Below are 14,418 nucleotides of genomic sequence, written 5' to 3'. Positions count from 1 at the left end.
GTTTCGGCGGCGGTGAGTGGCGGCGGGCGACGGACGTGGCGGCCCGTGCCGTCCTCGCCGAACGCATCCACCGCGGCCGGCTCGCCGGCCTCGGCACCGCCGCCCTCGCGGTCGGCCTGCTCGCCCTGACCTGACCGTCCGCGCTCCGAGGGGTCACCCGAAGGTCCGGGGGTGCTCGACCAGCCAGGCTTCCACCGCGCGCCGGACGGTCTCGGCGACGCGGGCGCGGACCGGGTGGTTGCCCAGTGTCTCGTGGGTGGAGCCTTCGTAGTGCGGGTCGTCGAGCTTCACCGAGACGACCGCCGTCAGTTCGGCGAGCGCCGCGCGCAGGGCGTGCTCGCCCGGGTACGGGAGCAGCGCGGCCCGCAGGCCGTCGTGGAAGCCCTCCAGATGGGTGCCGCCGCTGGTGCGGCGGCTGTTGGCGTAGCAGCGGATGCCGCCGCGGCCGGTCCAGCTGAGGGCGAGGTCGACGGTGCCGCCCATCCGTTCGTCCTCGGCCGCGGCGGTGAGGGTGGCGGCGGGGTCGCCGCCGAGCCGGGTGGTGAAGTCGGCCGGGCCGCCGGGGTGGTGGAAGCATCCGACGCGGGGCGGGGTGGTGCGTTCGTCGGTGAGGGTGAAGTCCAGTTCCCGGTTGAGGAGGGCGAGTTCGTCCAGGTGGGCGGCGACGGTGTCGTAGTGGAAGACGACCGTCTCGAACACCTCCGGGTCGGGGTGGAAGGTGAGGTCGGTGCCGTTGCGGTCGGTGGGCCCGGTCTCGGTGGGCGGGGTGACCCGCTCGCCCCGGGCGTACTCCTGCCGGAGCACCGCGCCGTCGCGGTGCTCCTCCGCGACCAGCCGGACGGAGAGCGCGTTGACGACGGAGGGGCCGAGGGCGAAGAGCGAGAGGTGGAGTCGGCGGACGGCGGGGCGTTGAGGCGTCCAGAAGCGGGTCAGGCGTTCCGGCAGGTCGTCGAGGTGGCCGTCGTGGGTGATCCGGACGCCGCCGTCGGCGGTCAGGGCGATCTCGATGCGGCTCGCCCGGCCCAGCAGGAGGGCGTCCGCCGCCGGGTCCAGCGCCTCGTACAGCAGTTGGTGCAGCCCGCGTACGCCGGTCGACCCGGTGTACATCCCGGGCCGCTTCCGCACTACTTCCGGCCACTCCAGCACCTGGATGTGCGCAGCGCTGTACTCGCTCATGACGGTCCCCTCCGACGGTGTCCTGCGGTGTCGCCAACCCTAGGGGAAAATCGATGGAACACCAGGTCAGGGGCTATTCGGCGAGGGCGCGTGCGCCCCGCGGCGGGGGTTTCGGCGCGGGGTGGCCGCCACGGTCGCGGGTGGGGGCGCAGGCGTGCGGGGGTGGGGTGGAGGGCCGGGGAGGGGCCTTTCCGGGGTGGACGGGGGAGTGGGAATTCGAGGAATTTTCCCGGGGCGCCGGTCAGGTGAAGGCTCAGGTGAAGGCTTCGACGCGGACGCCCGCGGAGGCGAGTGCGCCGCGGATGCGCCAGGCGAGTTGGGCCGCGCCGGGGGTGTCGCCGTGGACGCAGAGCGAGCGGGCCCGGACGGTGATGGGCTCGCCGCTGACGGCGGTGGCGGTGCCGTCCCGGGCGATGCCGACGGCGCGCGCGATGACGGCCTCGGGGTCGTGCACGACGGCGTCCGGTTCGCGGCGCGGGACGAGGGTGCCGGCCCAGGTGTAGGCGCGGTCGGCGAACGCCTCGGTGACCACGGGCAGTCCGACGCCCTCGGCCACCGCCAGCAGCCGGGAGCCGGGCAGGCCGAGCAGCGGCAGCGGCCCGTCGCAGACCGCGCCGGCCCGCAGGACGCCGGAGACCACGGCCTCCGCCTGCTCGTTGTCCTGCACCACCCGGTTGTAGAGCGCGCCGTGCGGCTTGACGTAGGAGACCCGGGAGCCGGCCGCGCGGGCGAACACCTGGAGCGCGCCGATCTGGTAGGCGACCTCGTCGGCGAGTTCGTCCGGCGGGACGTCCATGGCGCGGCGGCCGAACCCGGCCAGGTCGCGGTAGGAGACCTGGGCGCCGATCCGCACCCGCGCTCGGCGGCCAGCGAGCAGACCCGGCGCATCGTGGACGGGTCGCCGGCGTGGAAGCCGCAGGCGACGTTGGCGCTGGTGACCACCGAGAGCAGGGCGTCGTCGTCGGTCAGGCTCCAGCGTCCGAAGCCCTCGCCGAGGTCCGCATTGAGGTCGATCACCGCGTCGGCCACTTTCTCCCCGTCCGCCCTTCCGCGCGGGCCGATCCGGGCCCGGGCTCCGCTCCTGGGCTGATCGTAGGGCCTGATCGTTTCGGCCGGGGCGGCGGTCGCGACCCGGGTGACAGGTTTTTACCCGCCGGGTCGCGGACGGGCGTCGTGACGGCCACCCGCTCGGCGCAACGCCCGTCGGGGGGAGCGTCCGTGGCCGCGGGTTGACGCGGCGTCGGGGAGCGGACGGGCGGGAGGGTCAGTGGCGCGGCCAGGGGCGGCCCTGGAGCTGTTCGATGTCCCGGTTGAAGCGCTCCAGCACCTCGGCGAAGGCGGCCAGGTCCTCGGCCGTCCAGCCGGTGACCACCCGGGACAGGCCCTCGATCGACCAGTCGCGGTCCTGGCGCAGGCGGCGCAGGCCCTCCTGGGTGATCCGCAGCTTGCGGGCCACTCCGCCGTCCGGGTCGGAGATGCGGTCGACCAGCCCGGCCCGCAGCATCGCGGCGCTCTGCCGGTTGACGGTGGAGGTGTCCAGCCCGAACGCCTCGGCGAGCTGACCGATGGTCAGCGGGCCCTCGGTCTCGATCCGGCTGAGCAGGGTGTAGGCGCTGCGCTCCAGGGCGTCGGGGCCGCCGTCGGTCCGGGCGGTGGCGAGCACCTGGTGGCGGGCGAGCAGCATCATTTCCCGTTCGATCAGGGCGAGTTCCTTGGCGCGCCGCATGCTCCTCCGTCCCGTGCGTCACTTTTCGGCAGCATATCCCGCGAGCAGCACATATGTATGGTACATATTGTGTGCATCATGCATACCCAGCCGAAGAGATGGAAGTACCCCATGAGTCAGGCACGCACCGGCCCCGTCGTCGGAGTGCTCGCCGGCGCGGGCATCGTGGTCTCGCTGATGCAGACCCTGGTCGTCCCGCTGATCCCGGACCTGCCGAACCTGCTCCACACCACGGCCGCCAACGCGTCCTGGGCGATCACCGCCACCCTGCTGGCCGGTGCCGTGGCCACCCCGGTGCTCGGCCGACTCGGCGACATGTACGGCAAGCGCCGAATCCTGCTCGCCAGCCTCACCATGCTCGTCATCGGCTCGCTGTCTGCGGTTTCAGCAGCTCGCTCGCCCCGATGGTGGTCGGCCGCGCGCTCCAGGGCATCGGCGCCGGCGTCATCCCGCTCGGCATCAGCATCATGCGCGACGAACTGCCGCCGCAGAAGCTCGGCTCCTCGATGGCGCTGATGAGTTCCTCGCTCGCATCGGCGGCGCGTTCGGCCTGCCGCTGTCCGCCGTCATCGCCCAGAACACCAGCTGGCACGCGCTGTTCTGGATCTCCGCCGCGCTCGGCGCGGTGGTCGCCGCCGCCGTGTTCCTCCTCGTCCCCGAGTCCCCGGTGCGCTCCGGCGGACGCTTCGACGTGGTTGGCGCGATCGGGCTCACCATCGGACTGGTCGCCCTGCTGCTCGCCATCTCCAAGGGCAGCGACTGGGGCTGGGGCTCCGGCACCACCCTGGGCATGCTCGCCGCCACCGTCGTGGTGCTCCCGGTCTGGGGCTGGTGGGAGCTGCGCACCGAACAGCCGCTGGTCGACCTGCGCACCAGCGCCCGCCGCCAGGTGCTGATGACCAACCTCGCCTCCGTGGTGATCGGCTTCGCGATGTACGCGATGAGCCTGGTCTCCCCGCAGCTGCTCCAGATGCCCACCGCCACCGGCTACGGCCTCGGCCAGTCGATGGTCGCCGCCGGCCTCTGGATGGCCCCCGCCGGCCTGGTCATGATGCTGCTCTCGCCGATCTCCGCCAAGCTCTCCAAGGCCAAGGGCCCCAAGGTCTCGCTGCTGGTCGGCGCCGTCGTCATCACCTGCGGCTACCTCTCCGCGCTGGCCCTGATGGGCCACGCCTGGGGCGTGCTGGTCTTCTCCTGCCTGATCAGCGGCGGCATCGCGTTCGCCTACGCGGCCATGCCCGCCCTGATCATGGGTGCCGTCCCGGTCTCCGAGACCGCCGCCGCCAACGGCCTCAACACCCTGATGCGCTCCATCGGCACCTCCAGCTCCTCCGCCGTCATCGGCGTGGTGCTGGCCCACCTGACCACCGACTTCCACGGCCACGTGCTGCCGTCGGAGAGCGGCTTCCGCACCGCCTTCCTGATCGGCGCGGGCGCGGCCGTCGCGGCCGCCCTGGTCACCCTCGCCATCCCCGGCGTCCGCCGCGCGGTGGCGGGCGGCGGCCCGGCCGGCCGGCGGACGGCACGTCGCTGTCCGCCGTCCCGGAGGGGGCGGGCACCAAGTAGCGCCGCACCGGGCCTTTGCGGTGGGCCGTTCGTCCCGGGGGGAGGACGGCCCGCGCGCGTCCGTCCGTGGCTCGCGCGCGGGCCGCGGCAGTAGGGTGCGCGGATGGCGACCCACGAGCGAGAGATCACCGCCCCCGTCGACCTGTGCCGCCCCGACGGGCGGCTCGACCGCGGGGCCGTCGGCTGGTCGCGCACCCCGCTGCACCGCGCCAACCTGCGCGGCTGGGGGCGCACCAAGCGCTGGGAGTACTGGTGCGTCACCACGCCCACCCACCTGCTCGCGCTCACCGTCAGCGACCTGGACTTCCTCACCCTCGACACGCGTACTTCCTCGCCTGGGACGGGCACGGCGTCCTGGAGGAGCACGAGCGCACCGCGATCGCCCCCGGCCTGCCGACCCGCCGCACCGCCTTCCCCGAGGGCGTCGCCGGCTCCGGCGGCCCGCACGGCGCGGACCTCACCGTCGGCCCGGAGCGGCCCGGCCGCCGCCGGGTCCGGATCTCGATCACCCACGAACCCGGCGGCACCCGGCTGCGCGCCCGCGCCCTCACCGCCGACCTGCGCCCGCTGGAGGCCGACCTGCTGGTCGCGCTGCCCGACGGTCACGAGACCCTGTCGGTGGTCGTCCCCTGGGACGAGCGGCGCTTCCAGTACACCTCCAAGCACACCGCCCGCCCCGCCACCGGCACCGTCCGGCTCGGCGACCGCACGTACGACTTCGGGGACGACTCCTGGGGCGTGCTCGACCACGGCCGGGGGCGCTGGCCGCGCTCGCTCGGCTGGAACTGGGGCGCGGCGTCCGGCCGCACCGACGGGCGCACCGTGGGCCTCCAGTTCGGCGGGCAGTGGACGGTCGCACCGGCAGCACCGAGAACGCGCTCTGCGTGGACGGCCGCCTCAGCAAGATCGGCACCGAACTCGCCTGGCACCACGACCCCGCCGACCCGCTCGCCCCCTGGCGGATCACCACCCCCGACGGCGACCGGGTCGACCTCACCTTCACCCCCTTCCACGACCGCCGCACCCGCACCGAGGCGGGGTTCGTCGCCAACCGCACCGACCAGTGCTTCGGCCACTACGCGGGCACCGTCCGCACCGACGAGGGCCTGCGGGTCGCGGTGGACGGACTGCTGGGCTGGGCCGAGGACGTCCGGATGCGCTGGTGACCGCGCCCGCCATGTGCCCCGCGCACGGCCCCGGACCCCGACCTCGCCGCCCTGGTCGGCCGCCGGCTGACCGGCGTGGTCGCGTCCTGGTACTCCCACCAGGGCGAGCGGGCGGCCGAGCCCGTGGTGGTCTGGCTGCGCGACGACCGCGGCGGCTGCACCTTCGTCGCCACCGGCAGCGACTGGTGCCTGATCGTCGCCGACCAGCGGCCGCACGCCGACCTCGACCTGGGCGAGTGGGGCCGCCTCGACGTCCGCGACGCCCCCACCGGCACCCCTTCGCCCGCACCTCGGCCACCCCGTCCTCGCCACCCGCCAGGAGTTCACCCCGCACACCGGCCGCACCGCCCTCGAACTCGACTTCCCACCGGCACCGTCCGCTGCGAGTCCTGGGAGGGCGACCTGCGGCTGACGGCGCTACCGCACCGGCCGCGGGCTGTCGGCGGCCGGGGCTAGCCTCCCCGGATGGACGAGGCACCGACCGGGACGCATCGACCGCCGCCTGCGCCGACGTGCCGCCCCACCCCGGGGTGGGGCGGCGGGCGCCGTACCGGGAGCGGGAGGTGGGCGGGGCGCGGTACCGGGTGCTCGCCGTGGACGCGCTGACGGCCGCGCTGACGGCCCGGTCCGCGGCGGTGGACCCGGCGGCGGTGGCGGACGAGAACGCGTACCGGTGCGTCGCCGCCGCGGAGTCGGGGTACGGCACGGAGTGCCGAGCCTTCCCCAGGAGGCTCTCCACTCCGTGCCGGTGGAGCGGGGGACTCAGGGGCTGGGGACGGCCCGGGCGAAGTCGTGGTGGGCGGTGACGGCCTGCTGCCACTCCAGGGCGCGGATCAGACGGTGGACGACCAGCAGGGGACGAGGCCGACGAGGCCGAACGACATGTCGACAAACTGCCAGAACAGCGCGGATGCCGCGCAGCGGGCCGCAGATCAGGGCGAGCGGGACGACGCCCCGCAGGCAGCGGATCACCCAGATGTTGCGGACCGGGTCGCGCAGGGCGCGGCCGGAAGGCGGCGGCGATCACCAGGTGGCGCGAAGGCCAGCCAGTCGGTGCCGTAGGCGAGGAAGGGGTGGCGGCCGTAGCCGTCGGCGACGCCCTCGCTGACCCGGTGGACCCAGGCGTCGAGGGCGGGGAAGGCGGAGTCCAGGCCGGTGGCGTCGACCAGGCGGGCCAGCAGCGAGGTCTCGGACTGGAGCGGGAAGGCGGTCAGGCCGCTGAGCACCAGGCAGGCGATGAACAGCCAGAGCCAGCGCCGGATGCGGCGGCGGACGAGTGCGTGTCGGTGGTGGACGCGGAATCCGGTCCCGCCGTGGTGGAACCGGCGGGGACGGTGGCGATGTCGGACATGGGACCCCCCTCATGGCGCGGGTGCCGGAGACGGCACACGGTGTCGCGCCTTGGACTCTAGACCTGAATTTGAACGTGTTCAACATGCCGGGACAGCCCGCCCGAAAGGGACTTTTCGGACCTGTCCGCGGAAAGCCCTAATCTTGTCCACCGTGACCGCCATCGCCGACCAACCCACCCGGCCCGCCCCGGCCCGGCCGCCGACGAGGGGCTCGCCCGCCGCCTCAAGGCGCTGGCCTGCACCGCCCCGCTGCACGACCTGGACAGCCGGAAGGTCAACCTGGCCGGCGAGTACGCCTCGTACGCGATGGCCGAGGTCGGCCTCGCCGCGATCGACCTGGTCACGCTCAACATGGACTTCGACACCGGCGCCGACCGGACATAGTGCTCAGCCGCCTGCTCCCCCGGATCGCCGCCCAGAACCCGCAGCGGGCCGCCGCCGAGCACGAGCGGGTCGCCCGCTGGGTGCTGGAGTCGCTGATCAACGTCGGCAGCGTGGACCGCGGCTTCCGCGCCGTCTACGGCACCTTCGGCCCGGACGGCGAGTACACCCGCCGCGACTACGACTTCAAGCTGATCGAGGAAGTCCCCGGCCAGGACGGCGGGGTGTACCTGCGCACCACCGACGAGGCCGTCAACGTGCTGGTCGGCGCGCTCGACACCGACGTGACCAGCGCCCAGATCGCCGCCGAGGTCAAGCTGGAGGTGCTGATCCGCCGCGGCCGCCTCGCCGACGCCCAGCTCGCCGCCGAACAGGCCCGCTACCGCACCGTCCAGTACGCCGAGACGCTGCGCCGCGCCCTGGAGGCCACCCGGCGCAACGTCCGCGCGGTCGACTGGATGGAGACCGTCCCCGACCTGATCGACGAGGCGCTCGACCACATCGCCGACCGCTACCGGCACGAGAACGCGATCCTCACCAACATCCGCAAGGCCCGCGACGAGAGCGTCGACGGCGAGCACAAGCGCCGCGCCGCCGAACTGGTCGACATCGTCAAGGACTGCATCCGCCGCCACACCCAGCTCCAGACCCGGCTGCTGGAGGCCGGCCCGCTGTTCCGCGCCGAGCAGGACCGGCAGGCGTTCGCCGCGCCCACCGCCCGCAGCGGCATCGACCTGTACGGCCAACTGCTGGCCCCCGTCCTCACCCTGCCGCTCGGCGACGCCACCCGCCCCACCGACGCGTTCTTCGCCCGCGCCGTCGGCCTGCGCACCCCCGTCGCGGTCCGGGTCACCGACCTGGTCGACCTGCTGCTCACCCCGCCCGTCGAGCGCGAGCACCTCGGCGCCGAACTCCCCGAGCCCGACCTGGTCGCCACCCCCGACGACAGCCGCTTCTCCGAGGCCCAGCTGGAAGCCGCCCTCGACCTGCTCGACCTGCCCGCCGACGCCCCGCGCCGGCTCTCCGGCCTGCTCGCCGACGCCCGCCGCCGCGGCGCCGGACTCGACGGCGACGGCACCGGCGACGAACTCGCCTACCTGGTCGCCCTGCTGGCCGTGCACGCGGCCAGCCCGCCGGTCGGCACCGCCTACCGGCAGGGCGAGGAACGGCTGCTGTTCGCCGTCGACGACGGCACCCGGCTGGACGACCCCGGCTTCGGCGGCGCCGACCTGATCGTCGGCAGCGCACTGCTGGACGCGGCGGGCATGGCCGCCGACCGCAAGGACGCGAAGGCCGCCAAGGCCGCCCGGGACGCCGGGTGACCGGCGAGGCCCGCAGCACCCGCACCGCCTGTACCGCCCGCAGCACCCGCACTGCCCGTACCGCCCGCACCGCCCGGATCGAAGGAGCCCTCGGATGACCACCACCAGCGAGGCGTGGACACCGCCCGAGGCCGAACCGGCCGCCGCCGCCGCCGCGCCGATCAGCCCGGCGGACGTCACCGAGGCCGCCCGGCTGGTCTCCTTCGGCCTCCAGGCCAAGCTGCTGCCCGCCCGGGACGCCGAGTACGGCGAACTGGTCCGCCGCTACCGGGAGGACCCGCCGTTCGGGCGGCTCGCCGACGCCGTCGCCACCGGCATGGGCCTGGTGGTGCTGGAGGTCTCGGCCCGGGCCGGGATGGCGGTGGCCGCCGCCGAGGAGTCGGTGTTCGCCGTCCGGATGGGCGACTACGCGCGGCGGGCCGCCACGAGTCCACCGACCGCTTCCTGCACGGCCTCGCGCACCTCGCGGTGGCCGCGCTGGCCTTCCCCCGCCCCGAGGACCTCGCCGACGACGGCTACCTCGGCCGGGTCACCGTCAACGGCGTGGACGCCTTCGTCCGGCAGGCGTGCCGCCGGCTGGAGGAGCGCGCCGAGGCCGAGGGCGCCAACACCGACCCGGCCAGCGACGCCCCCGGCCTGGAGGCCGCCTGGCGGGTCTGGCCCGCCGCTCCGCGACCGGCGCCACCAAGGACGCCCGCCGGCTGTCCGGCTCCACCACCGGCATCGTCTCCAAGGCGGTGTCCTTCCGGTCGACTCCGGCTTCCTGCAGAAGACCTCCGACGACTCCGGCGGCACCTACCGCACCACCGCCCGCTACCAGTTGCAGGTCCGCGACCTGGCCGGCAGCGCCGCGATGGCCGAACTCCTCGACCTGGGCGTCGTCCCGGTCGGCGACGGCACCCCCACCCTGGCCCCGCCCGACGAGAGCGACGAGCTGGTCGCCGACGCCGGCCTGCCCTTCCACGCCCTCTGACCCCCTCCCGCCGTCCCTCGTCGCCCCCGCCGCCCCCGCTGAAACCGCTGCCACCGCTCCAGGAGAACCACCGCACATGTACGAGCTGAACCGGGTCCGCCTGTACTCGATCGGACCGGCGGGCGCCCGCTACGCCGACACGGTGCTCGACCTGCGCGGAGTCGGCGAGCCGGTGCCCGAGCCGCAGCCGCAGCAGATCGGCCTGTTCGGCGAGGAGCCCGAGGGCCCGCAGCGCCGCCCCGCGCCGGCCGGCGTGCTGTTCCTGGAGAACGGCGGCGGCAAGTCCGTGCTGCTCAAGCTGATCTTCTCGGTGATGCTGCCCGGCCACCGCAACACCCTGGGCGGCGCCTCCTCCGGTGTGCTGCGCAAGTTCCTGCTCGCCGACGACTGCGGCCACGTCGCCCTGGAGTGGCAGCACACCGTCACCGGCGAACTCATCGTGGTCGGCAAGGTCAGCGAGTGGCGCGGCCGCCAGGTCTCCTCCGACCCGCGGAAGTTCGCCGAACTCTGGTACTCCTTCCGGCCCGGCCCCGGCCTCACCCTGGACGGCCTGCCGGTCGCCGAACGCCCCGCCCTGACCGGCGACCAGCAGGCCCGCGGCCGGCGCCGCACCATGAAGGGCTTCCGGGACGCGCTCACCGAGGCCGCCAAGGCCCACCCCTACCTCGACGTCACCTTCGAGGAGATCCACGACCGCTGGATCGAGCACCTCGGCGCCCTCGGCCTCGACCCCGAACTCTTCCGCTACCAGCGCGAGATGAACGCCGACGAGGGCGAGGCGGCCGGTCTGTTCGCGGTCCGCAACGACGCCGACTTCACCGACCTGCTGCTGCGCGCCGTCACCGACACCCGCGACACCGACGGCCTCGCCGACCTCGTCCACGGCTTCGCCGCCAAGCTCGGTCGTCGCGCCGAACTCACCGCCGAACGCGACTTCACGGCCGGCTCGGTCGACCTGCTCCAGCGCATCGTCGACGCCACCGCCGCCCGGGAGACCGTCCGCGAGGGCCACCGGGCCGCCGAGCGCCGCACCCGCAAGCTGGCGCTGTCGCTCGCCGCCCGCTCCGCCGTCGAACGCGACCGGGTGCACGACCTGGCCGTCGAGGTCGCCGCCGCCGCGAGCGCCGTCACCGCCGCCGAGACCGACCGCACCCGGCACGCGCTGATCGTCTCCGAACTCACCTACCGGCACGCCACGCTGGGCCTGGAGGCGGCCACCGCCGGAGCCGCCCGGCTGCGCCGCGAACTCACCGACGCCCGCTCCCAGGCCGCCGCCTGGCAGGCCGCCGAGGCCGTCCTGCGCCACCGCGCCGCCGCCGACCGGGCGGGCCGGGTCGCCGCCGCCATCCGGGAGGCCGAACTCGACGCCGCCCCCGCCCTCGCCGCCCGCGACCGCGCCGCCGCCGCCCTCGCCCGCGCCCTGGAAGCCGCCGCCGCCTCCGCCGAGACCCGCGCCGACCAGGAGGAACTGCGCGCCGAGGAACTCCAGCAGGACGGCGCCACCGCCCAGTCCGAGGCCACCGCCGCCGCCACCGCCGCCCAGAAGGCCCGCTCCGAGGCCGACCACCTGCGCCAGCGCCTCGCCGAGGTCGAGCAGGAGACCGCCGCCGCCGTCGAGGCCGGCTGGATCGACGGCTCCGGCGCCGAACCCGACCCGGCCCGCGCCGCCCTCCAGGCCGCCGACGCCGGAGCCGCCGCCGCCGAAGCGCTCGACCGGGCCCGCACCGCCGCCGAGCACGCCGCCGCCCGGGCCCGCGAGGCCGCCGCCGCCGAAGCCCGCGCCGACCTCGCCGCCGCCCGCGCCAACGACGCCCGCGCCGCCGCCGAGCGCGCGCTGGCCGCCGAACAGCGCACCGCCGCCCGGCTCGCCGCCGAACCCCGGCTCGCCGAACTGCTCTCCCTGACGCCCTACCAGGACGGCGCCGAGGCGGCCGAGGGCTTCCTGACGCCCCGGCAGCTCGACGCCTCCGCCGAGGACCTGCGCGAACTGCTCGACCAGTCGGTGGCCACCGCCGAACGCACCCTGTTCGACCTGCGCACCGCAGCCGCCGACGACTCCCGCATCCTCGCCGCGCTCGGCGACGGCGGACTGCTGCCGCCCGGCCCCGACGTCCTCGCCACCGTCGAACACCTCGGCGAGCAGGGCATCCCCGCCCTGCCCGGCTGGCGCTACCTCGCCCAGTCCGTCGACCCCGCCGACCACGACGCCATCCTGGCCGCCCGCCCCGAACTCGTCGACGGCGTCGTCGTCACCGACCCCGCCTCGCTCGACCGGGCCCGCGAGGCGCTGGCAGCCGCCGCCCTGCTGCCGCGCTCCACCGTCGCCGTCGGCACCGCCGCCGCGCTGATCGCCCCGATCCAGGGCGAGCCCGCGTACTTCCTGGTGCCGCCCAACCCGGCCATGCACAACGAGACCGCCGCCGACGACGAACGCCGCGCACTGCGCGCCCGGGCCACCGCCCGCGAGGAGCACATCCGCGAACTCGCCGCCCGGCTCGGCGGCGACCGCGCCCTCGCCGCCCGGCTCGCCTCCTGGCACGCCAGCTGCCCGCCCGGCACCCTCGCCGAACTCGCCGAGACCGCCGCCGCGGCCGCCCACCGCGCCGAGACCACCGCCGCCGAACTCGCCACCCTGCGCGCCGACCGCGCCGACGCCGACACCGAGCACCAGGCCGCCGCCGCCCGCCACGAGGAGTGCCGGGAGGCCGCCCAGCGCGCCCGCCGCCGCGCCGACGTCCTCGAAGGACTCGCCTTCCGGCTGCGCGAACGCCCCAACTGGACCCGCCGGCTGCGCGAACTCGCCGAGGACGTCGCCGAGTGCGAACGCCGCCAGACCCAGTGCGCCGAACGCGCCCGCACCTGCGATGAGGACCGCCGCGCCGCCCAGCGCGCCGCCGACGACGCCCGCCGCACCGCCCGCACCCTGCGCGGCGAGCGCGCCGAGATCGCCGCCGTCGGCACCGGCGCCGAACCCGACCCCGCCGCCACCCCCGCCTCGCTGCCCGCCCTGCGCGAGGCGTACCGGGCCGCCGCCCAGCTCTACGAGAAGGTCGGCGTCGGCGCCGACCTGCGCGCCGAACAGGCCCGCGCCGAGAGCGACGAGACCGCCGCCGCCACCGAACTCCAGCGCCTCAGCAACAAGGTCAAGGCCCGCGCCGAGGAACTGCTCGCCAGCCCCGACGGCGCCGACGGCCCCGCCCGGCAGGCCGCCGCCGCCCGCGCCGAGGAACTCGTCGCCCTCATCGAGGCCCGCTCCGACGCCGCCTCCGAGGAGGTCGGCCGACTGCGCGGCGACGCCGAACGCTCCGCCCCGGCGAACGGCGAAGCCCACACCGAACTGCCCGAGGACCTGCTCCCCGCCGACCCCGAGCACGCCCAGGCCCTGCTGCGCACCGCCACCGCGCTGCTCGCCGACCGCCGCGAGCGGGTCGACTCCGCCCGCACCGACCACGCCGACCTGCAACGGACGCTGGACCAGGCGCAGGCCGCCGCCGGCGACTTCGAGGAACTCGCCGGACAGCTCCGCGACGCGCTGCGCGACAACGGCGAGGAGGGCGACGCCGAGGCCGACGCCTACCTCGGCTCGCTGGCCGCCGCCCGCGCCGCCGTCACCGACACCCGGCGCGCCATGCGCACCGCCGCCACCGAGCTCACCGGCGCCGAACTCGCCGTCCGCGACGCCGCCGACGCCCTGGTCCGGCACGCCAACGCCGCCCGCTACGAGGCCGTCCGCACCCCCGCCCGCCAGCAGATCCGCGAGCTGCCCGCCGCCGCCCTGCCCGACCACGCCGCCGCCTGGGCCGCCGCGTTCGCCCCCCGGCTGCGGGTGCTCACCGACGAACTCGCCCAGCTGGAACGCAACCGCTCCTCCATCGTCGACCGCCTGCGCGGCCTGGTCGAGACCTCGCTCGGCACCCTGCGCGCCGCCCAGCGGCTCTCCCGCCTCCCCGAGGGCCTGGGCGAGTGGTCGGGCCAGGAGTTCCTGCGCATCCGCTTCGAGGACCCGGACCACGCCGTCCTGGTCGAACGGCTCGGCGAGGTCATCGACGAGGCCACCCGCTCCGCCGTCCGGAAGAACTCCGACCTGCGCCGCGACGGCATGTCCCTGCTGCTGCGCGGCGTCGCCGCCGCGATCGGCCCCAAGGGCGTCTCGGTCGAGATCCTCAAGCCGGACGCGGTGCTGCGCGCCGAACGCGTCTCGGTCGGCCAGATGTCGGACGTCTTCTCCGGCGGCCAGCTGCTCACCGCCGCCATCGCCCTGTACTGCACGATGGCCGCGCTGCGCGCCAACGACCGCGGCCAGTCCCAGCTGCGGCACGCCGGCACGCTGTTCCTCGACAACCCGATCGGCCGCGCCAACGCGACCTACCTGCTGGAGCTCCAGCGCGCCGTCGCCGACGCGCTCGGCGTCCAGCTCATCTACACCACCGGCCTGTTCGACACCACCGCGCTGGCCGAGTTCCCGCTGGTCATCCGGCTGCGCAACGACGCCGACCTGCGGGCCGGCCTCAAGTACATCTCGGTGGAGGAGCACCTGCGCCCCGGCCTCCCGGCCCCGCAGGACCCGGACGGGCCGGCCGTCCACGGCGAGATCACCGCGACCCGGATGTTCCGCAAGCCGGAGTGAGCCGCAAGCGCAGACGGGGGCGCGGGGAACTGCGCGGCCGACCACGCACCCACCGCGGGGTCGCGGCGCAGGCCGATGGCTTGCACTGTTCCGCGACCCCGCGGTGGGTTCCGGGTTGCCCGCGCAGTT

At 75.5% G+C, this 14,418-nt stretch carries 5 protein-coding genes and 5 pseudogenes; 6 read left to right on the top strand and 4 right to left on the bottom strand.

Annotated features, from left to right (window positions below):
- Positions 1–153: 153 nt before the first annotated feature.
- The 3 genes and pseudogenes from QMQ26_RS07460 to QMQ26_RS07450 all read right to left on the bottom strand — a co-directional run bounded on the left by QMQ26_RS07460 (position 154) and on the right by QMQ26_RS07450 (position 2,902).
- The gene (locus tag QMQ26_RS07460) at positions 154–1,176 is read right to left on the bottom strand and encodes a DNA topoisomerase subunit B (protein ID WP_282205161.1); all 1,023 of its coding nucleotides are present in this window, start codon (positions 1,174–1,176) and stop codon (positions 154–156) included.
- A 253-nt stretch (positions 1,177–1,429) separates the two neighbouring features.
- A pseudogene (locus tag QMQ26_RS07455) lies at positions 1,430–2,193 on the bottom strand (LamB/YcsF family protein).
- Between the two features lie 247 nt (positions 2,194–2,440).
- Positions 2,441–2,902: a MarR family winged helix-turn-helix transcriptional regulator gene (locus QMQ26_RS07450; protein WP_282205160.1), complete on the bottom strand. Its 462-nt coding sequence runs from the start codon at positions 2,900–2,902 to the stop codon at positions 2,441–2,443.
- A gap of 78 nt (positions 2,903–2,980) precedes the next feature.
- Here QMQ26_RS07450 and QMQ26_RS07445 point away from each other — a divergent pair.
- From QMQ26_RS07445 to QMQ26_RS07435, 3 genes and pseudogenes are all read left to right on the top strand, one after another.
- Positions 2,981–4,562: pseudogene (locus QMQ26_RS07445) on the top strand (MFS transporter).
- A gap of 9 nt (positions 4,563–4,571) precedes the next feature.
- A pseudogene (locus QMQ26_RS07440) lies at positions 4,572–5,634 on the top strand (DUF2804 domain-containing protein).
- A 75-nt stretch (positions 5,635–5,709) separates the two neighbouring features.
- Positions 5,710–6,090, top strand: a complete 381-nt coding sequence (locus QMQ26_RS07435) for a hypothetical protein (RefSeq protein ID WP_282205159.1) — start codon at positions 5,710–5,712, stop codon at positions 6,088–6,090.
- A 512-nt stretch (positions 6,091–6,602) separates the two neighbouring features.
- Here the strand turns inward: QMQ26_RS07435 and QMQ26_RS37365 are convergent.
- On the bottom strand, positions 6,603–6,860 hold the full coding sequence (locus tag QMQ26_RS37365; protein WP_318552208.1) for a hypothetical protein: 258 nt from the start codon (positions 6,858–6,860) through the stop codon (positions 6,603–6,605).
- A gap of 246 nt (positions 6,861–7,106) precedes the next feature.
- On the opposite strand from QMQ26_RS37365, the pseudogene QMQ26_RS07425 reads away from it, so the two are divergent.
- The 3 genes and pseudogenes from QMQ26_RS07425 to QMQ26_RS07415 all read left to right on the top strand — a co-directional run bounded on the left by QMQ26_RS07425 (position 7,107) and on the right by QMQ26_RS07415 (position 14,289).
- A pseudogene (locus tag QMQ26_RS07425) lies at positions 7,107–8,689 on the top strand (hypothetical protein).
- A 94-nt stretch (positions 8,690–8,783) separates the two neighbouring features.
- Positions 8,784–9,662, top strand: a pseudogene (locus QMQ26_RS07420) (hypothetical protein).
- 76 nt (positions 9,663–9,738) lie between these two features.
- Positions 9,739–14,289 (top strand): coiled-coil domain-containing protein, encoded by a 4,551-nt coding sequence (locus QMQ26_RS07415; protein ID WP_282205158.1) that lies wholly within the window; start codon positions 9,739–9,741, stop codon positions 14,287–14,289.
- Positions 14,290–14,418: the final 129 nt, after the last annotated feature.

Origin of the sequence: Kitasatospora fiedleri (assembly GCF_948472415.1) — a bacterium.
Taxonomy (GTDB): domain Bacteria; phylum Actinomycetota; class Actinomycetes; order Streptomycetales; family Streptomycetaceae; genus Kitasatospora; species Kitasatospora fiedleri.
This window is presented reverse-complemented; position numbering and strand designations above follow the sequence as displayed.

What these genes read in the sequence shown, in the direction of transcription:
- QMQ26_RS07460 (WP_282205161.1), bottom strand. Translation starts at nt 1,176, where the DNA reads ATGAGCGAGTACAGCGCTGCGCACATCCAGGTGCTGGAGTGGCCGGAA.
- QMQ26_RS07450 (WP_282205160.1), bottom strand. Translation starts at nt 2,902, where the DNA reads ATGCGGCGCGCCAAGGAACTCGCCCTGATCGAACGGGAAATGATGCTG.
- QMQ26_RS07415 (WP_282205158.1), top strand. Translation starts at nt 9,739, where the DNA reads ATGTACGAGCTGAACCGGGTCCGCCTGTACTCGATCGGACCGGCGGGC.